This is a genomic window from Paenibacillus agaridevorans (assembly GCF_018604145.1).
GTDB classification, from domain to species: Bacteria; Bacillota; Bacilli; order Paenibacillales; family Paenibacillaceae; genus Pristimantibacillus; species Pristimantibacillus agaridevorans.
In genome coordinates this window covers 6,523,496-6,546,773 of the sequence record NZ_CP075889.1, presented here as the reverse complement: position 1 = coordinate 6,546,773, position 23,278 = coordinate 6,523,496, and the positions used below count along the sequence as shown (strand labels likewise).

At 53.6% G+C, this 23,278-nt stretch carries 19 protein-coding genes and 1 pseudogene; 17 read left to right on the top strand and 3 right to left on the bottom strand.

Annotated elements, in window-relative coordinates; genetic code table 11:
- The first annotated feature begins 8 nt into the window (after positions 1 to 8).
- From KJW29_RS26220 to KJW29_RS26205, 4 genes are all read left to right on the top strand, one after another.
- A complete protein-coding gene (locus KJW29_RS26220) occupies positions 9 to 1,082 on the top strand; it encodes a hypothetical protein (protein WP_214626855.1) in 1,074 nt (357 codons plus the stop codon).
- 98 nt (positions 1,083 to 1,180) lie between these two features.
- Positions 1,181 to 1,648, top strand: a complete 468-nt coding sequence (locus tag KJW29_RS26215; RefSeq protein WP_214626854.1) for an SRPBCC family protein — start codon at positions 1,181 to 1,183, stop codon at positions 1,646 to 1,648.
- 473 nt (positions 1,649 to 2,121) lie between these two features.
- Positions 2,122 to 3,318, top strand: coding sequence for a ParM/StbA family protein (locus KJW29_RS26210; RefSeq protein WP_214626853.1), 1,197 nt, complete (start codon positions 2,122 to 2,124; stop codon positions 3,316 to 3,318).
- Between the two features lie 50 nt (positions 3,319 to 3,368).
- A complete protein-coding gene (locus tag KJW29_RS26205) occupies positions 3,369 to 3,950 on the top strand; it encodes a hypothetical protein (RefSeq protein ID WP_214626852.1) in 582 nt (193 codons plus the stop codon).
- A gap of 1,222 nt (positions 3,951 to 5,172) precedes the next feature.
- Here the strand turns inward: KJW29_RS26205 and KJW29_RS36950 are convergent.
- Both KJW29_RS36950 and KJW29_RS26195 read right to left on the bottom strand, forming a co-directional pair.
- Positions 5,173 to 5,274 (bottom strand): annotated as a pseudogene (locus KJW29_RS36950) (hypothetical protein); the annotation flags it as partial.
- Between the two features lie 151 nt (positions 5,275 to 5,425).
- Positions 5,426 to 6,097, bottom strand: a complete 672-nt coding sequence (locus KJW29_RS26195; protein WP_214626851.1) for a DUF559 domain-containing protein — start codon at positions 6,095 to 6,097, stop codon at positions 5,426 to 5,428.
- 360 nt (positions 6,098 to 6,457) lie between these two features.
- Here KJW29_RS26195 and greA point away from each other — a divergent pair, with 360 nt between their 5' ends.
- The 6 genes from greA to KJW29_RS26165 all read left to right on the top strand — a co-directional run bounded on the left by greA (position 6,458) and on the right by KJW29_RS26165 (position 12,352).
- Positions 6,458 to 6,937 carry a transcription elongation factor GreA gene (greA, locus tag KJW29_RS26190; protein WP_214626850.1) on the top strand — a complete coding sequence of 160 codons (480 nt, stop codon included), beginning with the start codon at positions 6,458 to 6,460 and terminating at the stop codon, positions 6,935 to 6,937.
- Between the two features lie 88 nt (positions 6,938 to 7,025).
- Complete coding sequence (locus tag KJW29_RS26185) at positions 7,026 to 7,307, top strand: alpha/beta-type small acid-soluble spore protein (protein ID WP_214626849.1); 282 nt, start codon at positions 7,026 to 7,028, stop codon at positions 7,305 to 7,307.
- 161 nt (positions 7,308 to 7,468) lie between these two features.
- Positions 7,469 to 8,524, top strand: coding sequence for an NAD(P)/FAD-dependent oxidoreductase (locus tag KJW29_RS26180; protein WP_214631330.1), 1,056 nt, complete (start codon positions 7,469 to 7,471; stop codon positions 8,522 to 8,524).
- Between the two features lie 431 nt (positions 8,525 to 8,955).
- Positions 8,956 to 10,119 carry a winged helix-turn-helix domain-containing protein gene (locus tag KJW29_RS26175; protein WP_214626848.1) on the top strand — a complete coding sequence of 388 codons (1,164 nt, stop codon included), beginning with the start codon at positions 8,956 to 8,958 and terminating at the stop codon, positions 10,117 to 10,119.
- A 60-nt stretch (positions 10,120 to 10,179) separates the two neighbouring features.
- Positions 10,180 to 11,457, top strand: a complete 1,278-nt coding sequence (locus KJW29_RS26170; RefSeq protein WP_214626847.1) for an MFS transporter — start codon at positions 10,180 to 10,182, stop codon at positions 11,455 to 11,457.
- A 46-nt stretch (positions 11,458 to 11,503) separates the two neighbouring features.
- Positions 11,504 to 12,352: a TolB family protein gene (locus KJW29_RS26165; protein ID WP_214626846.1), complete on the top strand. Its 849-nt coding sequence runs from the start codon at positions 11,504 to 11,506 to the stop codon at positions 12,350 to 12,352.
- Positions 12,353 to 12,524: 172 nt separating this feature from the next.
- Here KJW29_RS26165 and KJW29_RS26160 read toward each other — a convergent pair whose 3' ends face one another.
- A complete protein-coding gene (locus KJW29_RS26160) occupies positions 12,525 to 13,571 on the bottom strand; it encodes an LLM class flavin-dependent oxidoreductase (protein WP_187102767.1) in 1,047 nt (348 codons plus the stop codon).
- A 342-nt stretch (positions 13,572 to 13,913) separates the two neighbouring features.
- On the opposite strand from KJW29_RS26160, the gene KJW29_RS26155 reads away from it, so the two are divergent.
- The 7 genes from KJW29_RS26155 (at position 13,914) to KJW29_RS26125 (ending at position 23,249) form a co-directional block, all read left to right on the top strand.
- Positions 13,914 to 14,363, top strand: coding sequence for a DUF1284 domain-containing protein (locus KJW29_RS26155; protein ID WP_214626845.1), 450 nt, complete (start codon positions 13,914 to 13,916; stop codon positions 14,361 to 14,363).
- A complete protein-coding gene (locus KJW29_RS26150; protein ID WP_214626844.1) occupies positions 14,360 to 14,728 on the top strand; it encodes a DUF4180 domain-containing protein in 369 nt (122 codons plus the stop codon). The genes KJW29_RS26155 and KJW29_RS26150 overlap by 4 nt, the downstream gene beginning before the upstream one ends.
- A gap of 277 nt (positions 14,729 to 15,005) precedes the next feature.
- Positions 15,006 to 19,094 (top strand): S-layer homology domain-containing protein, encoded by a 4,089-nt coding sequence (locus tag KJW29_RS26145; RefSeq protein ID WP_214626843.1) that lies wholly within the window; start codon positions 15,006 to 15,008, stop codon positions 19,092 to 19,094.
- A gap of 248 nt (positions 19,095 to 19,342) precedes the next feature.
- The gene (locus KJW29_RS26140) at positions 19,343 to 19,498 is read left to right on the top strand and encodes a paeninodin family lasso peptide (protein WP_179215553.1); all 156 of its coding nucleotides are present in this window, start codon (positions 19,343 to 19,345) and stop codon (positions 19,496 to 19,498) included.
- A gap of 133 nt (positions 19,499 to 19,631) precedes the next feature.
- A complete protein-coding gene (locus tag KJW29_RS26135; protein ID WP_214626842.1) occupies positions 19,632 to 20,603 on the top strand; it encodes a phosphoenolpyruvate carboxykinase (ATP) in 972 nt (323 codons plus the stop codon).
- A 52-nt stretch (positions 20,604 to 20,655) separates the two neighbouring features.
- Positions 20,656 to 22,458 (top strand): ABC transporter ATP-binding protein, encoded by a 1,803-nt coding sequence (locus tag KJW29_RS26130; protein WP_214626841.1) that lies wholly within the window; start codon positions 20,656 to 20,658, stop codon positions 22,456 to 22,458.
- A gap of 635 nt (positions 22,459 to 23,093) precedes the next feature.
- Positions 23,094 to 23,249: a hypothetical protein gene (locus KJW29_RS26125; RefSeq protein WP_214626840.1), complete on the top strand. Its 156-nt coding sequence runs from the start codon at positions 23,094 to 23,096 to the stop codon at positions 23,247 to 23,249.
- The last annotated feature ends 29 nt before the right edge of the window (positions 23,250 to 23,278 follow it).

The window sequence follows — 23,278 nt, the reverse complement described above, 5'->3', positions numbered from 1 at the left end:
GATGAAAGGTGAATGAACGAAAGCCGGATTGGTACGATACGGCGAGGCGGCAGGGATTGGCAAGGTTGTCCGGAGAGGGGTTTACGGAGGAGATGAAACGTACGGTGCTTCGGAGTGCGGATGGGGCTTCTGCGTACAAGGGAAAGGGAGCCGGCGGCATCAGGCAGCTGCTGCGCAGGGCGATGGCCGCCGCAGCGATAGGAGCAGCCGCGTTGATTCTGGTCTTGACGCTGCAAGATGGCGGCTGGCGGGTTAGCGACATAAAAGACCAGCGGGCTGCCTCGGCTGGTTTGCTGGGAGAGCGCAAGATAAGGACGTCCGGGGGCGAGATCGCCGTCGCGTACGGATTGCTGGAGGGCGAACGGCTAGAGAGAGGAGATGCCATAATGTCGAGTTCGCCGGAGCTGCTGCCGGGACTCGGCAATAGTGCGCACCCCATTGGCAGTCCGGAGAGAAACGCGATCGAGACGTTAACCTATGACGACATTACGCTGCTGGACAGCAAGTCATGGGATGGGGTCGGGACCTTGTTGAGGTATACGATTAATAGTGCTGATCTGCGGCTTCCCGAGCTGCCGGCCGATGAGGAATATTTTGGTTTCACGTACGACGCGTTCACGGGACCGGAGCGTATCTATTCCTGGGGGATGGGACATTCCTTCGGCTTCAATCATGAGACGGTGCGGTTGTTCGGTCAGGATATGCTGAAAATATCGGCGCAAGGTCATATCGACGGCATCGGTATAACGACGTGGTACCTGCGGAAGATAGAAGACGGCCTGGAGACATTCCTCACCTTCCACTATCCCGCCATGCACGAGCGCGATCTGGACGGCGACGGCGTCGAGGAACTGATCGCGGTGTCCGGCAGGGGCAACCAGATCTATGTGTTCAAGGAACGGAACAACGAGCTGTATTATGCCGGAATTCGCGAGCTGCTTGGAGCGGGTACAGGGGATACGGTGTCTTACGACCCGACGACGGGATTATTCGGATTGTCTTTGTCTGGGGGCGAGGAATCGCCTCAAACGATGCGTACTTATCGTTATGCGGAGGGCGCCGACAAGCTGTTCCCGCTTTAGGCGTGAATGCGATGAGGAAAACTCTTTTGGCGCGGGGAGCGGTTATGATATCATCTAGGCAATGATTACATTTTCGTCTTGTCCAAGGAGGAAGCAGCATGTCGAATACGCTAGGCAAGCCGCCCGTCGTTCGCGCGGAGATGTTGATTCGCAGGCCTGTGCAAGAGGTGTTTCGGGCTTTCGTCGATCCCGAAGTGACATCCAAGTTTTGGTTCACGAAAGGCAGCGGCAAGCTGGAAAGCGGCGCCAAAGTGCGCTGGGAATGGGAGATGTATGGCGTAGGGGCGGATATCGACGTCCTTGCCGTTGAGCAGAACAGCCGCATCGTCATCGATTGGGGAACCCGCGTGGAGTGGACGTTCGTTGCGCGGGGCGAGAACGAGACGTTTGTCACGATCGTCAACGACGGTTTCGAAGGGACGGCGGACGAGCTGCTGGAGCAGGCGATGGATGCTACGCAAGGCTTTACGTTCGTATTGTCGGGATTGAAGGCGTATCTCGAGCATGGCATACAGCTCAATCTAGTAGCCGATAAGTCGCCCGACGCGAATATCATCAAAGAATGACGCTGGATGCGACAGGCGTCCTGATGCCCCTTCTCTCTCCGAGCTGCTCGGAGGGAGGGGGCTTATTTTCAATGATAGGAAAGGGTGGAGGCGATGCTGGACATGATCGAGTACGACTGGAGCAGGCGTCAAATGGTGTAGTTGCTCTGAGAGAGCTGCCACATTAGGACAGCCGGATTCGACTGTCTTAGGCCCCTGGTCAGGTGCTCGTCCGAACCGATAGGGCCTGCGAAGCAAGTGCGGCCTTGCAGAAACCGCCGATTGGAGAAATCCTTCCTACAAACGTTCTGTATCGACATTTTTTCATGAAAAAACATTAATGGACCTACATGACCTCCGCTAGATGTAAGGCCAGGGCCCAGTATGGCAAAGTATGACTAAGGATTGCCGAACGGCGGCAGCCAGGCCAATGGACAACTGTACGCGGAAGCGCCAAACGGGCGCGATATTTATTCCTGAGGAGGAAAACGGTCATGAACTATCATTTCTTCGTAGGCAACGATAATGGGAACAGCGAGCATGATCTGATCGTGGACGGGCGCTTGATCATGCAGCCGAACGTCAATTGCAGAGTGGACGGGCTGCCATGGCGGGAGGAGCAGGCGCCGGAGAGCTTCGTGAAGGGGCTGCAGGAGCAGCTTGTGGTGACGATCGATTCGCCGGCCGTCAGGCCCGGCATGTATTATATCGGCAAGTTCGCGCTGGAGAGCGGCGAGGTGATCGACAATATTCAGATCGGCATCGATATGAAAAGCGACATGGACCTGCCCATTGTCAATACGCTCGCTCAAATCGCCGCGGTTGCCGTGCAAAAGGCTTATGAGGAGAGCGGCTCCATTATGGAGCCTCTTGAGGTGGAGGTCGATATGGCGACGGCGCTGCCGGTGACGCAGCATACGGATGAGTCTGCGGCGAGATTCGAGCGGCGGTTCATGGCGGGGGTCCATCATGTAACGGTGCATCTCGGCACTCACCGCGTATCGGTCAAGCTAAGTTTCCCGTTTGTAAAGGTGGTGCCGGAGGCGACGCCGGTCATCTTTACGCTGCAGAAGGATGCGGAGGGGAATTGGCGGCAGGGAGAGCTGTTTGACCACTTCTCGGAATCGTACGGGATGGAAAACAAGTTTAACGGGAGCTACTTCAAGGACAAAAAAATACTGCACATCGATATCGGGGACGGATCCACGGAATACCCCATCACCGAAGGGAACAAGTTCCTTCGTCAATTCGTGCATGGCAGCCATCACGGCGCCGGATATGCCATCGAGGAGGCGCTGCCGGAGTTTAACCGGCAGATCCATCTGCCCGATAGTCCGCGTCAATTTTTCAGCGACGTGCTCAAAAATCCGAAGCATAAGTACCATGCAAGAGCCTTGAACACGCTGAAGCGGCCGCTGGAGAGCCAGGTGAAACAAATCGTGCAGCAGGCAAAACGCCAGCTGACCAAGGCGCGCAACGAAGTTGATCTGATCTGCGTCTACGGCGGCGGCAGCATATTGATGCGGACCGTGCTGTATCCGTATCTGAAGGAGCTGTGCGACGAACGGGAAATTCTGCTGCTGTACGTGCCATCCGATTACGCGGTCAAGATGAACGCGATGGGTCTCGACGCTTTTGTCCGGGGCAAGATCTACGAGGCGCTTAAGCAGAAGATGGTCCAGCCGGCATAGGCGGGGAGGAAAGGCGGACGACGCCAACATAAGGGACAGGCGGGTGCAGCATGATGAAGAAAACCAAACAGCCGGGCGACAATATTAGCTTGAAGACGCGCAAAAACGAAAATGCATTCGTCATGGCATGGATCAACGCGCAGAGCAATCTGATGGACTCGCTGCGTTATCTGGTAGAGAGGGAGGTCGCAGCGAACGGAGTTCGCAATCTGCAGACCTGCGTCCCAGTGGAACGGAAGGGATTGCAAGGCTTGGAGTCAGGGGCGGCACATGATACCCAGCATAATGCGGCATGGCGGGAAACATCGACGGCGCGTGCAATGATGGATGAAGGCGCGGTAGATGAGGCGCAGAAGCGGGCAGCGCCAAGCGCCGGCGAACAGGCAGATGGTATACGTTGGCCGATAGAGTCTGATTCCGGAGAAGCCGCGATTATGCGGTACCTGGCAATGTCGGGTGCCAGCGACGAGGCCATTCAGGCGGCCTTCATCGCAGCGCGTCAGTTGGCTGCCGCGTCGGCAGCGGATGAATCGCCGGCAACTGCAAGTGCAGTAGACGACGAAGTGGATGAATTGTCGGCTAATGCGGCGGACGAAGAAGTGGACGAGGAAGATGTCGAGGCTTGGAGCTGAGGGAGAACGGTAGCGCTTGGCGGGCCTCCGCCTCGCTGCATTTCTGCAATAGCTGATGCTCAAAAAGGTTGGACGAAAAACCTTGTGTTTTTTCGTCCAACCTTTTTATTTTGGGGACTTATTAAACAACTCGATCCACCTTAGGATAGGGTCGGCAGAATAAATTTGACTCGCCTGTGCTGGAAAACGGGACGTAGTGAATCGGGAGCGAGGGGCGGTAGAGAGAAGGTACCCTGCCCGCTGAAAACGGACTCTGAGAAACATGGAGCAGACAGAAGTCAACAGCTCGAAACATACGCATAACTCTTGCATAACTTGGATAGCTTCACACAGCTACGCAGTTCGCATAGCTTGCATCGCATAGCTTTGCATTGCTTCGTGTAGCTTGCCTAGCTGTGATAGCTTCACATAGCTTTGCATTGCTTCGTGTAGCTTGCAGAGCTTGGATAGCTTCACATAGCTTTGCTTGCGCAGCCTTGCTTCACATTACTTCGCACTCCAAGACACCCTATTGCAGTACCTAGAAACACTAAAAACCTTGTATAATCATAACGATTTAGTTTTACTGGATAACACTTGGTCATACTAAGGAGCTCTTTGTAATACTCGACATTTTCATCCGAAATTCATCAGGAAGCCTCATGTGTCCTTAAATCATCAACAAAAATAGTTCGTATTATGAAGTAATACAAAGTGATGTGGGAAACAATGAAATTTGTTTATTGCACTACTTGGTGATATTCCACAACATTTCATAATATTGCATCATACCCGCTGACCCATGTAAGAGCTCGTAACAATATTTTACTTCAAGGATGACAACTAGTTGGCTAGGCGCTAGGCATAGAAAGAGCAGTTGGGTATGCACTGCTTTTACATGATGATGGTCCCTATAATACCCTCAGATGAACCCGTTATTCGTGGCCAGCGGTCTGACGTCTGAAGAATCATATAACTTCGTTTCCGAAGCAGCCAATCATTATGGTTTAATGGGAAAAACGCCCTCTAATACTGATTCATAATTCTGATTAAAGTAATTAACAGGAAAACCTCCCTATAAATACGGCAAATAGACCAAATGTGAGTTGAATGATGTTGATTAATGGGAGGAAATCCTTTTAAACTACAAAATATTACGAAATCTGGTGAATTAGAGGGAGAAAATCCTCCTATTTCCTCGTGTTAACCGTTACACGAGCGCGGCCGGAAGCGGAACCGTACATTACATCTCCCAAGCACCAACCCAAGCACCGGTCCAAGCACCGGTCCAAGCACCGGTCCAAGCACCGGTCCAAGCACCGGTCCAAGCACCGGTCCAAGCACCGGTCCAAGCACCGGTCCAAGCACCGGTCCAAGCACCGGTCCAAGCACCAACCCAAGCACCAACCCAAGCACCAACCCAATTAGCTTCTCAATTACCTCCCAAGTCCCTCAGTAAGCCCAAATTGGGGCACTCTAATACACCAGCCGCGCGCTTACAAAAAATAATTTACAGCATGAGGCGCAAGCTCATATCGCACGATTCGCTGCTTAGCTCCGCTATACGCTGGGATCAGCCAGCCGTCGGCTGAAAGACTTCGCAGCATTCGCAGCGCCGACTTGTTATCGATGTCAAAGTGTCGAGCGACATCAATAAGCCTGATTGGTGCCGGTGACTGCATAGCCAATCGCAGAACCTCCTTCTCGGCAAGCAGCGCTCGGGAGACCGGGACTTGTCCCGTCTCATATTGGCCGATAAGCAAACGCAGCAAAGTCAGGCATAAGTCCGGCCGCTGCTCCACATCGTCGTATGAGAACGAGATAACCTGATAGCCCATGGCTCTTAAGAACGTTTCGCGATTCAGTTCGTTGCAGAATTTCCTCCGGTCCATATCCTGGACATGGGTGGCGTATCCCTTAATTTCAATGATTAGTTTGATGAAGCCGGGCAGCCAGGCAAAATCGGCAAAATAGGATCGCCCTCGCCAATCCGGAACCTCGTACTCAGGATGCAGATGTTCGAAATGGCCGCGAAGCAGCCACCAAATTTGACGCAGAAACAAGGTCTCGGCATGCCGATGCCCCCTTTCTAGTCTGTCACGTCTTTCGCCGGACCTAGCCGACAGGTGCTGCTTGACAAATTGTGCATGTGCTTGGTCGAAATTCATAGGCGCACCGCCTCCCGTGGAAAATAAAAAAACGCCCCGTAAGCCGTCAAAGGCTGGTACGGGACGTTCTTCGTCTCTACACAGCATCGTAAAACAATTAGCTCCCGATGTCTAGAGGGCAAAATGTTTTTATCGACTAGAGAAAAGTTGTAGCACTTAGCCGCATAAATACCCAAGACAAGAAAGTGGGTTAGGGTCAGCACCAGAAAGCGAGCGAGCATAACCGCACCCAAGTAGAAATGTGGTACACTACTAGGAGTGCGTCGGCCGAAATGGCCGGGAGCAGTTGTAAAGCAATACAGTGAGGACACAGCCGGCTAGTCGGGCGTGATTATAGAGCAGAAAGAGGAGATCGCGGCAATGACCAAAGAAGAATTGATTCTGACGGCGGAAGGCTTAAAGAAGATCGAAGACGAGCTAGAGGAGCTTAAGACGGTCAAACGCAAGGAACTGGCACAGCGTCTAAAGGTAGCCATCAGCTACGGCGATCTGAAGGAGAACAGCGAGTACCATTCCGCCAAGGACGATCAGGCGTTTATGGAGACGCGCATCCTGCAGCTCGAGAGAATGCTGAAAATTGCGCGAGTAGTCGATGCGGGAAGCATCGCGCTGGATAAAGTCGGCGTAGGTTCGATCGTTACGTTAAACGATATCGAATTCAACGAGAAGATTGATTACCAAGTGGTGGGGCCTGCGGAAGCGGATGTCGCGGACAACAAAATTTCGTACGAAAGTCCGCTGGGACAAGAGCTGATGGGCAAGAAGGTCGGCGATATCATCAACGTCAACGCGCCGGTGGGCATTATTCGGTATGAGCTGCTGGAGATCAAAGTTAACTAATTTTTCGAATGTACAGCCAACGCTTAATTTATCGCTTTCTGGGCATGTTATAGCTAATCGACAGTACCCAGCGAAGGAGCGATAAACAATGGCGAGAAGAAGAAAGTATGCCGTGCCCGGAGCCGAGCAAGGAATGGCGGCGTTCAAGGCGGAAGTGATGAAGCGGGAAGGCTATCAGGTGGACCCGAATCGGCCGGACAACGTGAAGTTCGAGGTGGCCAAGGAGCTAGGCGTCCCGCTCAAGCCGAACGGCAACGGAAATTTGACGACCGAGGAAGCCGGACATATCGGCGGGCGGATCGGGGGCTCCATGGTAAAAGAGCTGATACGCCTCGCCCAGGATCAGTTAGCTAAGGGAGATCCCCATTAGAAGAGCCAACAACACATACATGGTGCACGAAGCAGCCGGAATCGTCTCGGACGATTTCCGGCTTTTTTGTGTCCAATGTTCAGTAATGATTTTCATTCTCATATATTTGTGGTACGATTCCTTTAAGAGAAATCCTAATTAAGGAGTTATGCCCAATGACAATAGATGCAGAAGCGGTATACGACGTAACCGTGATCGGCGGCGGGCCGGCCGGCTTGTATGCCTCGTTCTACGCGGGACTGCGCGAGATGAAAGTGAAAATTATCGAGTTCCAGCCATTCCTGGGCGGCAAGGTTCATGTCTACCCGGAGAAAATGATCTGGGACATCGGCGGTCTGACGCCTGTTACCGGCGAGCAGCTGATTGACCAGCTCGTCCAGCAAGGCCTGACGTTCTCGCCGGCAGTCGTAACCGGGGAGAAAGTAACGACCATCAGCAAGAACGAAGAAGAACTGTTCGTTCTGCATACTTCCTCCGGCGCCGAGCACTATTCGCGAACTGTCATTCTGGCTGTGGGGGGCGGCATCCTTAAGCCGACCAAGCTGGATATCGAAGGCGCGGACCGCTTCGAGGTCACCAATCTGCATTACACGGTCAAGTCGCTCGGACGGTTTAGAGACAAGGTTGTTCTTATCTCCGGCGGCGGCAACGCGGCGATCGATTGGGCCAACGAGCTGGAGCCGATCGCCAAGAAGGTGTATTTGACGTACCGGAAGGAAGTTCTGAAGGGTCATGAGGCGGAAGTGTCGAAGCTCAAGAGAAGCTCTGCCGAGGTTCTGCTTAACTCGTCGATCGGCAAGCTGATCGCGGTGCCGGGTCAGGAAGCCATAGGCTCGGTCATGATCAAAAACCACGAAGACGACTCCGAGATGGAGCTCGCGGTCGACGAGGTCATTATCAACCACGGCTTCGAGCGCGACTCCGACCTGCTGGAGAAGAGCGAAGTGAAAATCAAGATGCACGAGGCGTGGGGCATCGCGGGTTCCTCTTCCAGCGAAACTTCCGTGCCTGGTCTATATGCCGCGGGCGACATCCTGGCGCACGACGGCAAGCTTCACCTGATCGCGGGAGCGTTCCACGATGCGGCCAATGCCGTTAACAAGGCAAAGCAGTTCATCACGCCGGAAGCCAATGCCTACGGCATGGTGTCTTCCCATAACGATGTTTTCGCCGAGCGCAATCAAGAATTAAAGAAAGCCATGTACGCGGCCAATTAATCGAAACCATCCCCGTGAACGGGAAACCCCATATAGAAGAAGCGTATCCGTGACGGGCGGTGCGCTTCTGTTTATTGCTTGGGAAATGATGCAACTACAACGTGTCAGATGGGGATTGCGAACGGAAATGAGAGCTATACCTAACGAAGGGACCGGTTGAGAATCTAACGGACAAGAGCGTCGCTATTTGCTTGTTTATCTCCATAATCAAATTCTAACGGACAGTAGCGACTCTATTTGTCCCCAATATGGAGGAAAGCTGCTCAGACGGTGCAAATAGCGTCGTGTGTGTCTGTTAGATTTCAGAAACACGTTATAATCGAGGATTAGCGTCTCCCCTGTCCGTTAGAAAGGAGAACCGGAGCGGTTGCTCCCAGGGTGCCCCTTTTCTATAATGAATGTACTTATCTGCGCAAGAAGGAGGGCGTTCCATGGGACCCGTGCGGCAACCGTTGCAACTAGATCGAGACAAACTGGAAGCGTCCTTCCGCGGAAGAAGCGTGGCGCTGCTGCCCAAGGAGTTCGCGCTGCTGGACTTCCTATGCCGCCACGAAAGCCGGTCTTTCAGCCGCGAACAGCTGCTGGACGCGGTGTGGACGATGGAAGCGCCCGTAGACCGAACGGTCGACGACCATATTTACCGGCTTCGTAAGAAGCTTGCGCTCTGGGAGACGGAGCTCGGCATCGAGACGGTGCGAAGCGTGGGTTACAAGTTCGTCTACAAGAAGCGGGAGGCATCGGCCAATCCGCTGCTGGGGCTTCCCGCATTCAACGAGGACATGCGCGGCGTCGCCGATACTTACCTGCGATATGGTCGCGGGGACGCGCTGCTTGCGCTATACAAGAACAGGGAGATGTTCGGCTTCGACGTAGACCCCGGCTTCGGCTTGCTGATCCGCGCGATGGAGGGCGATGTCCGGTTCGCTGTGGATCCCGAGGCCGCTTCGCTGAAGGATCGGGCGTTCCTGCTTCTGTATCTGTATCAATACCTCGATCCCGGGGGCAATCGTCCCTTCATCGAAGCGGCGCTGCGCGATCGAACGCTGCCGCCGGTATGGCAGAACGAGTTGGAGACGATGACGATCATTCATCTGCTGCTGGAATGGGAGGAATACGAGGAGGCGCTGCTGCGTCTGGAGAACCGGATCTCGGAGGCGCGAGAGCGCGGCTGGGAAGGATTGTTTCCCTATTATGCCAATCTGAGGTTGGCGCACGCTCTGCATGCGGAAGGGGATGAGGATCGCCGGCTTGCTCTTCAACAGGCCAAGGAGGAGCTGCGCAGGTACCCGTACAGACGGGAGGAAGGGCAGTTTCTTTTGCTCAAAGGACTGTTCGTCTATTCTTCCGATCCCGCCGGCGGCCTTGCAAACATGGAACAAGGCGTAGCCGTGCTGGGACAGTCGCAATTCGTCCTACACCTTCTGCACGGGCTGCATACGATTCTAGAATTCGCCAGACAGAGAGGCTGGGACGGAGTGCGTCGTCGTTTCGAGGGGGATTGGCAGCGGCTCATACGCTTGATTGGGCTCGACGAGATCCAAGACGAGATGAGGCGCCAGTTGGGCGAATTTTTTGACGAAGAGGCGGTCCTCTGATCTCCTTCTGACAATAGACGGTTACGGTAGTGGAAACGATATGGATGGAGGAATTTCGTCATGAAAGTTTCCGCTCCGGGAGCCGCGCGTATTTGGCAGCCGTTGAGAGAACGCGGGTTTCGCAGGTTATGGACGGGCCAAACCCTGTCCGACTTGGCGAATTGGCTGGATTTTGTCGCGATCAGTACGCTGATCGTGTATGCATGGGGGCACGGCCCCGCGGAGATGGCGCTCTACTCGGCATGCGTCGGGCTCCCGTGGGTCGTCATCGGCCCATGGACCAGCGTCAGGGTCCGAAGATTCCGCGGCAAAACGATATTGATTCTATGCGACGCGCTGCGCGCCGTCATCGTATTCGCGATGGTATGGGCCGATTCGTTGCCCGTATTGCTTGCGCTCGTGTTCCTCAAGATGAGCGTCAGCTCCGTCTTCGATCCCGTCCGGCAGCAAGCCGTGAAAGGGCTGGTAGGAGCCGAACGGCTGGCGCAGGCGACTTCGCTTAGCGGCATTTCGGCGAATTTGACCAAGATCGTCGGACCGATGCTGGGCGGGATATCCGCGCTGTGGCTGGGGCAAGCCGCGCCGTTCGTTATAGGCGCCTCCTTGTATGCTTTATCTGCCGCCATGCTTGCAGGATTGCCGCGGTGGGGAACGGAAGCGGGAAGGGCGGAACGCGGCAGGGGCGGGGCTCTGCGTCAAGCGATAACGCATATGAAGGGAAGGCCGCTGCTCCGGGCCGGCATGGTCTATATGGGGCTGACGTATGCGCTCATCTTCGTATACGACAATCTGTTCGCCGTGCTTGCGAAGGACGCCGGGCTGCGGGAGGAAGGCTTCGCGCTGCTGATCGGCTGCGTGGGCGCCGGAAGCGTCGCGGGGGCGGTCGCCGCCGGTTATTGGGACGGCTGGCGCCATCGGCCCATCGTCCGCATGGCGCAGGCTGGCCTGCTATCCGGTTTGGTGCTCGCGTTGGCCGGCCTGTCGGGACTGGGCTGGCTGCCGGCGAATCTCCCGGGCTGGCTGCTGGGGGCCGCGCTCATCGGCTACTGCGGAGCGCAAGCCGCCGTTCCGTTCGGCTATCTCATGCAGACGGAGACGACGGAGGACACCATCGCTCCCATGTCGTCGCTGGCATCAGCCGTTCAGACGAGCTCCATGCTGATCGCTCCCTTCATCGGCGCCGCGGCAGCGGCATACTGGAGTCCGGGAGGCGTATTCCTTGCGGCCGGCTTCGCTATGCTGACCGTTGGCGGAATCGTCTGGACAAGGGGTGCCGCTCCCGGGGGAAAGTCGGCTTTTTCCGCAACGGAAGCACGGGATAAGCGTTTAACTTTGTAGCAAGCATATCGGCAAGGTCAAGGCCAAGGGAAGGGACTGGGCGAAAATGAGGAAGGTCAGAAGTTATCTAGAGACATTGGATGTGCATACCGGGCAGCGTACCGTGCTGGCCACGTTCGATAGGCGCATTGAGGCGCCGAATTGGACGAGAGAAGGAAAGCTGATCTATAACAGCGGAGGGAAGCTTTATGCCTTCGATCCGGAGACGGGCGTCAGCGAAGAGATACCGTCCGGCTTCGCCAACCGGTGCAATAACGATCACGTGCTCTCTCCGGATCATACGGAGATCGCGGTCAGCCACCATACGGCGGAGGACGGGAAGTCCCGCGTCTACGTATTTACTTTGGCAGGAGGAGAGCCGGTCCTGGTGACAGAGGAGGGGCCAAGCTATCTGCATGGCTGGTCGCCGGACGGAAGCGCGCTGGCCTACTGTGCCGAGCGAAACGGGCAGTACGATATCTATACCATTCCGGTATCGGGCGGCCGGGAGAAGCAATTGACCGACTCGCCGGGATTAAACGACGGGCCGGAATATTCGCCGGACGGCCGACACATCTGGTTTAACTCCGTTCGCAGCGGTCTGATGCAAATCTGGCGCATGAGGTCCGACGGTTCCGAGCAAACGCAGATGACGTTCGACGAGAGCAACAGTTGGTTCCCGCATGTATCGCCGGACGGAGATATGGTCGTCTACATCGCCTACCGCAAGGGAGATGTGGACCCCGGCGACCATCCCGCGAACAAACACGTGGAGCTGCGCGCCATGTCCAGCGAAGGCGGACCCTATCGCGTGCTGGCGGAGCTCTTTGGCGGACAGGGAACGATCAACGTCAACTCTTGGTCGCCGGACAGTACCCGTTTTGCGTTTGTCAGCTATGAGCTTGTCGACGAATAGACGATAGCCAAGCTGGACAAGATGCCACCGGCGTTATGTGCCATAATCGCAAACAAAGCCTCCGATTCTGCAAAAGTCCGCAGAATTGGAGGCTTGTCTTGTAGTCGGGGACGGCCAACGGCGTGTTGGCTCTGTACATGGCCGATCCTTCGATTGTGCATTCCATGGGAAATTACCCCTCGATGCGAGCCAGCTCCTTATGAACGATGGGTGCTACCTTGGTGCCAAGCAGCTCAATGGAGTGAAGAATCTCGCGATGCGGCATCACTCCCACGTCGAGGTGAAGGAAGAACCGGGTGAGACCGAGGTTCTTGCGAAGCAAGACGATTTTTTCGGCCACGAATTCAGGATCGCCGACATACAGCGCTCCGCGCAGCGTACGGGCGGCATCGAACGCCGATCGGTCATAAGCCGGCCAGCCGCGCTCGCGTCCAAGTTTATTCATCTGCGCTTGTGTGGGAGGGTAGTACAGGTCGGCCGCCCCGTCTGTCGTATCGCCAATAAAGCCATGGGAATGCGACGCGATCTGCAGCTTGCGCGGGTCATGTCCGGCCTGTATGGCGGCGCGCTTATACAGATCAACAAGCGGAGCGAAGCGCTCTGGCATACCGCCGATAATGGCGAAGACGACCGGCAGCCCCAGCATGCCCGCGCGCACGGCAGATTCCGGACTGCCGCCGGTGGCGATCCAGACGGGAAGCGGATCCTGGACGGCTCGCGGATAGATGCCCAGGTTGTCAAATGCGGGACGGTGGCCTCCGCGCCAGCTTACCTTTTCGGACTTGCGAATCGCGAGCAGCAGCTCCAGGTTCTCTTCGAACAGGGAGTCGTAGTCGTCCAAGCTGTATCCAAAGAGAGGGAACGACTCGATAAATGAACCGCGGCCCGCCATAATTTCGGCTCTGCCGTTCGACAAGCTGTCAAGCGTGGCGAAGTCTTGATAGACCCGCACGGGGTCGTCCGAGGAGAGGACGGTGACAGCGCTTGTCAGGCGGATATGCTTGGTCGCAGCGGCAGCTGCCGCCAACGTGACGGCGGGGGCAGAGGCTGCATAATCGGATCTATGATGTTCGCCTATGCCGTATACGTCGAGACCGACCTGATCGGCAAGCACGATTTCCTCCACTGCGTTGCGCAGCCGTGCGGCATGGCTATCCGGGCCATTTGTTGCTTCCAGGAACGTGCTGATGCCGATCTCCATTTTTTTTTCTATAGTCATTGGATAAGCCTCCTTGTTGTGTTGTAGTAATATTACTTATTTATCAGTTTACTATAAAATATAATGTTTCTCAACAATAGTAAGTAAAACGGCCTAAGTTCGGTTTTTGTATTGCGGGATGCGAATCCCTCTGCTATATTTTGATCAATCGACTGCTGGTCGTGATTCGCTCGGCAGACTTTTTAGTTTTGGCTGAAGCCTGGTATTTTATTTAATTATAGGAAAGTATAAGTTTTCTCCAATACCTTGACCTATAATTCTCTGAAGGACGCGCTGCACCGCCAAAGGACGGCGAAAGCCGTTTCACCTTGGACTATGGCTGAAGAAGAAGGGGGTGCCGGCATGGGTGCGATCGCGTTAAGAGGTCATCATTTGCTCTGCCTGCTGGGTTATCGGGGCAAAGGGTATTCGGACGGATTCTGCGCCAACATGACCGGGATTTACGAGACGCTGCGGCTCCATCCGGAGACCGTGATTGAAGTGATCGACGGTCCCGACGATATATGCCGGGCGTTCCCGAGCGACCAGCCTTCCCATTGCCGTAATGATTCCGTGTACCGCAAGGATCGCGATATTTTGGCGCAGGTGGGGCTTGCGATCGGCAGTCGCTCCAGTTGGAGCGGCGTGTTATCCAAGGTGGCGAGCAACGTGGGGCCGGACGATATTCGGACATTATGTTCGGACTGCCGCTGGGAGCCATATGGACTGTGCAAGGAAGGCGTGGCGCATATCCAGGGTGTGCAAGAGCTGCGTCCGCTGCCGGAGAGCGAAAACAAAGGAGGGGCAAAATGAACATACGATTGGATGTGCGGGGAGATTCCCGCGTCGCGATTATCGAGAACGAAGGAGTAATTGTGAGCGACGTGCAGGACGCGTTGGACTTGATGGCTACAGTGAGCTATGAAACGGACGGCTGCAACAAGCTGTTGATCCGCAAGGAGGCCGTGAGCGAACGCTTTTTTGAGCTGAAGACGAAACTGGCGGGCGACATCCTCCAGAAATACGTGAATTACGGGGTCAAGCTTGCCATTATCGGCGAATACGGCGGATACGACAGCAAAAGCCTGAAGGACTTCATTTACGAATCGAACCAAGGCAAGCAGGTGTTCTTCTTGCCGGACGAGCAGGCTGGATTGGATGCGCTTCATGGGGTGTAAGGTCAATTAGAATGGAAGCAACGGACGGTAATGAATCGGGCAGGTATTATATGCCTGACTCATTATCGTCTTTTTAGTATGGACCGTAGTCCGGGAAGATCTTGCATCCATGTAATTAATTTATCGTAAACACCATGCTAAAGAAGGGGAAAATGTTCGCAATAGAGAATAACAAGTGAATGTGGGACGAAATGGAGATTGTTCCAAATTATAAACTTGTGAGGGATGGATGCAGCTCGTGCTAATTCGGGGAACGCGCAGGATATGTCTGGTTCTATTGATAATTGTAGTGGGGGCATCGCTTCTCGGAGCGCCGGGAATAGCGGTAATGGCGGAGGATGTGGCCCAGCATATGGTGTCTCGCCAAACGGATTTGTATCAGGATGTTGAACAGCAGGCAATCGCGGCGCAGGCCGACGCTTCCCAGACACCGACTGAACCGACGCATGAGTTAGCATTGGACGGAGCGGTAAGGGACTGGGTTTATGATCGGAATGAGGGTGATATCTATGCTATCACCTATGAGACCAACAAACTGTACGTCATAGATGCTGAGACGCTCAAGCTTGAGAAGGAATTAACCGTTGGTTCTATGCCGACCGATATTGAGCAATATGGAAACGAGTTGTTTATTGCGCTGTCTGGAACAAATGGAATTCAGACTGTCAATTTGGGGACACGTGAGCTAGGCGAGTTACTGTCAACTTCCGAAAAACCGGAGCATCTCGCTGTGTCTAGTAACCACATCGTGTATACTTCCGACACTGGCAAGGTTATCCGTTATGAAAGAAGTACAGGGAATAACACAGCGTTGACTGTCAAAGATCGTGTTCGCTACTCTGTATTACGCATTGACGAGATTAACTCTACACTTTACATCGGCGAGTACAATTCGACAGGATCGGAATTAATCTCGATGAATTATATAACGGATCAAATGATTACGGGCAGCGATCCAAGGGATGATTTTGAGTTCAATGGTCCCTCTCCTTTTATCGGATTCGACGGAAAGGATATCTTCTTTGGAGGCTCTCGTTTGAATGGATCCAACTTGCATCAGATCTACGGATCTTTTCCTCGTTTAGATCGTCCTTACTTAGAGGCAAAGCTTCTTGATTTACACGGCTCCGTTGTCGCCACGGCGGAAGGCATATTCGACAAAGATCACTATTTGCAGATCGCTTTGTTTCCGGTTGAAGCTTCAAAGGCACTGATCGGCAATGGAGGAAGAGTTATTTTGCAGAGTTTGGCGGGGTGGGAGCCGGTGCTTCAGGCTTATCAGCTTGACTTGTCAACTCCAATGCCGACCCTGGCATTCGAGACTAGTCCTTGGGGCTCCGTGACCAGCAGCCACACGATTAGCAGTTGGACGACAGATGATGATTCGCCCTATCTCTATCTCGTTTCATCCGAGACGAATGAACTGGCTGTTTTGGACAAATCGGATCTATCGCTTGTGTCAAAACAGTATATTGGTTCCAAGCCGGTGGAAGTGTCGCTCTATAAAGATAAACTTTATTTCGCATTTCAAGGCGAGAACCGCATTGGCATGCTGGATGTGAACGAGGTAGGAAGCGAGGCGAAACGCATATTCGTGCCTGTTCGTCCAGTAAGTCTTGTCCCGACGGATGGGCAGCTATTTTTCTGGTCGGAACAAGGTATTTCCAATCTATATGCTCTGGATGGCGAGATAACCACGAAAGTCGAGAGCTACAGGTTTGGGAGCAATACAATCGCGTATGACGAACAAGCGAACGTCTTGTATCTCGCGGATTACCGCAATATTAAAACGATGGATCCGGTTACGCTTGAAATTTTGACAACGGTGTCTGTTCCCGTGCAGTGTCAAAAGCGCTTGCTTATGTATGGGGAATATTTATATTGGTGCGAAAATCGTCTATCCAAGAACAATCCGAATACAATAACAGGCAAATATCCGGTCCAAGTAAAGTATGTGTCCGAAGCAGGGGTATTCAGTGAAAAGGCGTTATATAATCGGGACAATTATACAAAGATTACGGGATTGCCGTTCGAAATTACGGAAGCCTTCCAAGAGAAAGACGGGGCTCTTTATCTATCCAACAAAACGCAAATCTACGTCTTTGACGGCTTGGAAGGTATGCAGAAATTCATCCAATATATAATGACGCCAAACGACTTAATGATCATTGACGAAGGAAATACGCCTAATCAAATCTTAGGTCAGGCATATATCGGCCCTGCCTTTGATCAATCGCATATTGTTGGCTATAGCTTGTTCTTTGTCGATAGCAATGGAAACGAGTTAAGAAGGTTAAGTACATCCCAGCAGATAACCTATTACGATGACGGATATCAGGGATATCGAATCTTTGACACGATTATTCCACCTGAGACAGCAGTTGTAAGCATTCGAGCAACTTACAAAAATAGCGAGCTCACCATGCCTGCCACGCTTACGACATTGTTGTGGGACTCGCCGAAGTATTTTGTAGAAGACTTTTCTTTCCCTGGTGAACGCGCAGGCGCTGATCATGTGGAGGGCAGGGTAAGTTGGCAAGCAGGCGAGGAGTATGCGGACACACATTATCAACTGTGGTTCTTTGGGAGAGATGGCAGCATCCTGGAGCCTTTGCTGGGCACGATAGAAGGTGGCCATGACACATATCAAATCGAATTGTCCAAGTCAAAGAAGCCCGACGGGGCTATCGGGTTAGCCTTGACGCAATCCCGTGAAGGCTCGGAGGCTCCATTTATCCAATATGTATTATTTCAGGAATTCATCTCCGATAAACTGCAAGCGAATCAGATATTCATAACCAAAAATGCGTACATCAATGACGTCATCAGGGTCACTGGCCTTCAAGTGGGCGATCTCATTCAGGTTTATACTGCTTATGGCGAACTGCTTGTCAGCGGAACCGTCCAGACCGGCCAGTCGGCGATTACGTTTGATCTGGTTAACGTCGGCAACACCAATGAGGCGCTGATCGTGACCCGGACCAGCCCAGGCAAGTACGAGAGCGAAGGAACTGTCGTGTTCATCCCAGCGGTAACGGGCGGCGGCGGAGTGATTCCTCCAGGGCCTGGACCTAACCCAGGGCCTAATCCGGGACCGGGACCGATCATTCCAGGACTTCCCGGCGTTCCTGGATTGCCGGACTCTGAGGAGCCGATTGATGAAACAGACAAAGATCTGTTGGATGCGGAGACCGAGCTGATTGGCGGCGAAAGAGTTGGTAAAGTCGGCGTATCGGATGAGGAATTGACGTCTCGAACGAAAACTGAACAATTTTCTGCAGATCGTACGCTTCGTTTGGAGACCGGCAGCATCGAGCCGATTATTGTATTCGAGATTTCGGGGAGAGGCACCCGGGATCTGTTAAGGACAAGCGGCGACACGAGGTTCGAGTTTACCGTCCCGTCAGGTTCCTTCGTCATTCGGGCAGAAGAGCTGCTGGATGCGATAGAGGGAGCCGGACAAGCGGAGCGTTTCGAGATTAGGCTGGAGCGCGTCGAGACTTCCGGAGAAATAAAAGAAGCCCTGCCGCAAGGAGCCCAGCTCCTTGGAGTGCCGGTCGCATTCGATGCTTATGCAATCGTTAACGGCAAAAAACAAGAGTTGAATGACTTTGCTTCCTATGTGGAGCACGTGCTTACGTTTAAGATTTCCAAACCGTCTTACGACTCGTTGGCGGGTCTCATGCTTGCCCAAGACGGAAAGTCGTACGTACCTGTACCAGTCAAATTCGAGTATGCGGACGGTGTGTTAAAGGCTAGTCTGTTCCGGAAAGGGAACTCCATCTACGCGGTTGCGAGGAACAACGTCTCTTTCAACGATTTGCCTAGCGCCGCAGCATACAAAAAAAGCATTCAGTTTCTGGGCAATCGAAATGTCGTGAACGGATTCCCCGACGGTTCGTTTAAGCCCGGCAAGTCCGTGACGCGGGCTGAGTTCGCGGCTATGCTGAATCGCGCTCTAGGCATGCTTCCTGCATCCGACGCAGCTTCGACCGGCTTTAAGGATGTAGCGTCTAAGGATTGGTTCGCTGGCAATGTGAAGTCTGCGGTCGAAGCAGGTCTAATTATGGGGTACGAGGACGGAAGCTTTAGACCGTCCGACACCATTGATCATCAAGAGATGATTACTATGCTGGTAAGAGCGCTCAAGTATGCCGGACATCAATTTACAGCATACGGCGATCGGGATGAAGCTTTGAAGGGAAAACTGGCTGACTGGTTCGAACCCTATTACTTCAAAGCTGCAGGCTCGGGACTGCTGAAAGGCGCTGGCGACCCCTTCGTTTTCGAGCCGACGACCGAAGCGACAAGGGAGCAGTGCGCACTACTGCTGCATCGTATACTAAACGAAATTATGTTTGTTTAGTCACGACTGTCAAACCTGGCGAGGTAACGGTCCTTGGACCGCATGCCTCGCCCTTTTCCTGCTGTTTCCATTTCGCTGACAGCCCGTTGTGTCGCAAAAGAAAAGGGGATGATAGCGCCCTTAATCCATCATTGACAATTTGTAAAGATGGCAGTAAGATGAGGTAGAATTGTTCTTAATTAAGAACATTCGAAGGGAATAGGATTATTCTTGGTTTAGCATCTCATACCCGAGTGGAGGTGTTGTGTTTGGGAAAAAAACAGTGGGTAACGCCAAAGTTGGAAACACTCGACATTAAGATGACTGCGACGGGAAAAGGCAAAGGCAAAGGCAAAGGCGGCTCTGGATCGGGCTCCGGTTCAGGCTCTGGATCGGGATCGTCGAGCATCGGCTTCGGCAGCTAGGACAGATGTAAAGGCCATATGATTCGATAAGTCCTTATCCCTATCAGCAAGGGGTTTGGGCTTATTCGAACAGATAGATGCATTTTGGGATTCTTAATAATGAACAATTACAGAGGAAAATCGGAGGCCTGCCATGATCGAGCAGTGGAAGGGATACACCTATAAAGCTTTCGGATTACATATTGCCACAGAAATCCCGTTTCTAGGCGCCAAGCCGACGGAGGACCGATCTCATAACACCGATGTTTGGGTCGAATGGGGAGATTTGACCGCTCTATGGGAGGAGGTATCTAATCCGGACGACGCGTTCGTCGTACTGGATGACAAAGTGCTGTTTCGAATTGGACAGACGGCCGTCTATTCGGTGGAAGCGGGTACCCGGGTCATCGTTAGCCCCGAAGAAGGCGCGCACTTGGAGCGTATTCGCCTGTTTCTCGACGGTTATTGCATGGCGATTCTGCTGCTGCAGCGAAATATTCTCCCGTTGCACGGCAGCGCGATCGCCAAAAACGGCCTGGCGTATGCGATTGTCGGCAGTTCGGGCGCAGGCAAGTCGACGCTGACGAAGGCTTTGCTCGATCAGGGGTTCTCTTTCGTCAGTGATGACATTATTCCCGTCGCCCTGTCGGACACGGATAATGAGTTGGCGATCGTCTGGCCCGCGCTCCCCGAGCAGAAGCTGTGGCAGGAGAGCCTGAGCGAATTAGGGGTCAGCCGGGAGGGACTTCGTGTCGTCTACGAGCGGAAGACGCATTCGAGCGAATTGACGGAAGAGATTCGTACGAAATATGCTGTTCCGGTTGCGAGGTTTAGCCATGCCCCGATGCCTCTTGCCGGCATATTCGAGCTCGCGAAGCGGGAAGACGCCACTGAGCTTGTTCCTATAGAAGGAGCGGAGCGACTGCGCACGCTTGCTCTCCACACCTTCCATCGCTCTCTGATCGAACCTATGGGCTTGCTGGAGTGGCATTTCCGGACAATCGCGGGATTGGCAAACCGGACGGACATGATGCTGCTAGGCAGGCAACGGGATCAATACTCTGCGCCGGCACTTGTCCAGCTAGTGCTCGAAAATCTCCTTATAAAGCGGGAGAACGCGTCATGAGCGGCGGTGCTGCGCGAGTTGTAAACTCCCCCGTTATCGATTGTCTTCGCCTATGAGCCATATTTTCGGTTTTGCAAGGCAAGTCTATCGTTATGCGGGGCCTGTGCTTTGGCTCAATTCGGTCGCGCTGCTGCTCATCGGCCTCCTGCAATCGGTAGGACTTCTGCTCATTCTTCCGCTGATCGCCATTACAGGGCTTGTCGAATTCGATTCCGGCAGCATGCCATATGTTGGCTGGCTGTTCCAATGGTTCGAGGATGTGCCCAGGACGCAAAGCTTGACGCTTATTCTTGCGATTTATGTATGTATCACCGTCTGCCAAAGTCTATTCAACCGTCATCAGACGATACTGAACAAAAAAATACAGCAGGGCTTCGTTCGCAAGCTCCGGGAAGATACTTACAAGGGGCTGCTTCGTGCAAACTGGGATTTCTTTATTCGGCACCGGAAGTCGGACATCGTCAAAATCATGACGACGGAGATCGCCCAGGTGAAAAACGGCTTAAGCGCATATTTTCAATTCGCGTCCTCGCTAATCTTTGCTGCGGTTAAAATCGTTCTTGCGTTTCTGCTTTCTCCGTGGCTAACGGCGGGCATCCTGACCGCGGGCCTGGTTTTGCTGGTCTGCTCGCGTTATTTTACGCGAAGATCGGAGGAGTTCGGGGAGCAAAATTTACAGCTGTCGAGGGTGTACGTCGCCGGTATTACGGATCATCTGAACGGAATCAAGGATATCAAAAGCAATACGCTGGAGCAGGCGCATGCGGACTGGATGGGCGACGTATGTCGTCAAGCTGAAGATAACGCAGTGGCATTTACGCGGCTTAAGACGAACTCGCAGATGCTTTATAGCGTCGTGTCCTCGGTGCTGCTCGCCGGCGCGGTTTATCTTCTTGTCCACTTGTTCCAGTCGCAGCCCGCCCAGCTGATTCTTGTCGTGTTGTTGTTTTCGCGGTTGTGGCCAGTCGTTGTCCGCATGCAATCCCGATTGGAGAACCTGTCGAACATGATTCCGTCATTCGAAGCGCTGGTGGAGCTTCAGAACGAATGCGAGCGTTCGCGGGAACTGCAAATCGAGAGCTTTAACAATGTACGTCCCATCAGGCTGAATGAGGCAATAGAGCTGAACGGAGTCTGGTTTCGTTACGACATTCGCAAAGAAACGTATGCGCTGCGAAACGTGGACATTATCATTCCGGCACAGGGCATGACAGCTATCGTGGGTCCTTCGGGCGCAGGCAAAACGACGATGGTCGACGTGCTCATGGGGCTAAACCGCCCGGAGAGGGGGGCGGTGCGGCTGGACGGGAAGCCGCTGACGGATGATAATTTGCTGTCATTGCGGCGTTCCGTCAGCTATGTGTCGCAAGAGCCCTTTCTCTTTAGCGCCAGTATTCGCGACAACTTGTTGTTGATGGAGCCGGACGCTTCGGACGACAAGCTTTGGAACGCGCTGGAGCTTGCTTGCGCCGCCGATGTAGTCCGCAGGCTGCCGCAGGGGCTGGATACGGAGATCGGGGATAAAGGCGTTCGGCTCTCCGGTGGCGAGAAGCAGCGTCTGGTGCTGGCGCGGGCTCTGCTGCGGGAACCGTCTGTTTTGATTCTCGACGAGGCGACAAGCGCTCTGGACACGGAGACGGAGCGGAAGGTGCAGGAGACGCTGGAGCGATTGCGAGAACGAATAGCTGTCATCGTTATCGCGCACAGGCTATCGACCATACGGAAAGCGGATCAAGTTATCGTCGTTGACCAAGGAGCGATCGTCCAGAGAGGCCGTTATGCGGAGCTCGCGAGCGACCGCCGCAGCTTGTTCGGCCGTTTGCTGGGCCAACAGGATTTGGTTGCGCAAGGCTGAGCGGCTAGTCCGTTTCCGGCACGATGCAATAGGTTTGAATTTGACGACTTTTTATCCGGTTGCGGGGATAAGGAGTCTTCTTTTTTGACCACACTTATTGGCGATAAAAACTTCCACATGTTTCCAAGCGGCTTTGCTTTGCAAAGCTGGAGGTCGCACATCCTTGGGCATTGGTGGGGGCCGATCGTATGCTTAATCCAGAAATAACGGGAAAAGCTCCTTTAAATCGTAATGAATCGGGCTATTTGCACGAATTAAAGGGAAAAGTGCCCAATAAACGTTTAGGTTTTGAATGAATGTAGGGTTACATTCGGAATTTGAGGGAGGAAATCCCTCTAAAACCCAGGGGACGGCGAGAATGGAGCAATTAGAGGGCGGTTTTCCCTTTATTCATGAGGAATGGTGGCCACCTTCTATAAGAAGATGTTTTTCTTGGCTTTTGATCGTCCTTGGACAAGGGTGCGCATCTTTTCGTTGACAGCACGGTTATGCTGTGTTGCAATCGTAGTGTAGTCAATATTACCGGATAGCGGGCGAGCGGTGCGTACGCTGACACTGATTTTCAAGCGCTTACATTCCATTCATCACTCGCGGCCGAACGACTAGAATCTACTGTTTCTGCCGCTTTGGCATGCTTGCCGAACGTTATCGCGTTCGTGGGCGTATTCTATTTTATAACCGGTCTGCCTGACGCATCCGCCGCATGGCTGATGGTCATGCTGCTCCATCAATGGGCGGCTCCGACAAGCGCGCTCGTCAGGGACTGGGAGGGCAGGGAGCATTCGGGCTGATCCAGCAGCGATGAAGACACTGCAGCAAC

What these genes read in the sequence shown, in the direction of transcription:
- KJW29_RS26185 (WP_214626849.1), top strand. Translation starts at nt 7,026, where the DNA reads ATGGCGAGAAGAAGAAAGTATGCCGTGCCCGGAGCCGAGCAAGGAATG.
- KJW29_RS26135 (WP_214626842.1), top strand. Translation starts at nt 19,632, where the DNA reads ATGATCGAGCAGTGGAAGGGATACACCTATAAAGCTTTCGGATTACAT.
- KJW29_RS26215 (WP_214626854.1), top strand. Translation starts at nt 1,181, where the DNA reads ATGTCGAATACGCTAGGCAAGCCGCCCGTCGTTCGCGCGGAGATGTTG.
- KJW29_RS26205 (WP_214626852.1), top strand. Translation starts at nt 3,369, where the DNA reads ATGATGAAGAAAACCAAACAGCCGGGCGACAATATTAGCTTGAAGACG.
- KJW29_RS26210 (WP_214626853.1), top strand. Translation starts at nt 2,122, where the DNA reads ATGAACTATCATTTCTTCGTAGGCAACGATAATGGGAACAGCGAGCAT.
- KJW29_RS26150 (WP_214626844.1), top strand. Translation starts at nt 14,360, where the DNA reads ATGAACATACGATTGGATGTGCGGGGAGATTCCCGCGTCGCGATTATC.
- KJW29_RS26155 (WP_214626845.1), top strand. Translation starts at nt 13,914, where the DNA reads ATGGGTGCGATCGCGTTAAGAGGTCATCATTTGCTCTGCCTGCTGGGT.
- KJW29_RS26130 (WP_214626841.1), top strand. Translation starts at nt 20,656, where the DNA reads ATGAGCCATATTTTCGGTTTTGCAAGGCAAGTCTATCGTTATGCGGGG.
- KJW29_RS26165 (WP_214626846.1), top strand. Translation starts at nt 11,504, where the DNA reads ATGAGGAAGGTCAGAAGTTATCTAGAGACATTGGATGTGCATACCGGG.
- KJW29_RS26170 (WP_214626847.1), top strand. Translation starts at nt 10,180, where the DNA reads ATGAAAGTTTCCGCTCCGGGAGCCGCGCGTATTTGGCAGCCGTTGAGA.
- greA (WP_214626850.1), top strand. Translation starts at nt 6,458, where the DNA reads ATGACCAAAGAAGAATTGATTCTGACGGCGGAAGGCTTAAAGAAGATC.
- KJW29_RS26160 (WP_187102767.1), bottom strand. Translation starts at nt 13,571, where the DNA reads ATGACTATAGAAAAAAAAATGGAGATCGGCATCAGCACGTTCCTGGAA.
- KJW29_RS26195 (WP_214626851.1), bottom strand. Translation starts at nt 6,097, where the DNA reads ATGAATTTCGACCAAGCACATGCACAATTTGTCAAGCAGCACCTGTCG.
- KJW29_RS26175 (WP_214626848.1), top strand. Translation starts at nt 8,956, where the DNA reads ATGGGACCCGTGCGGCAACCGTTGCAACTAGATCGAGACAAACTGGAA.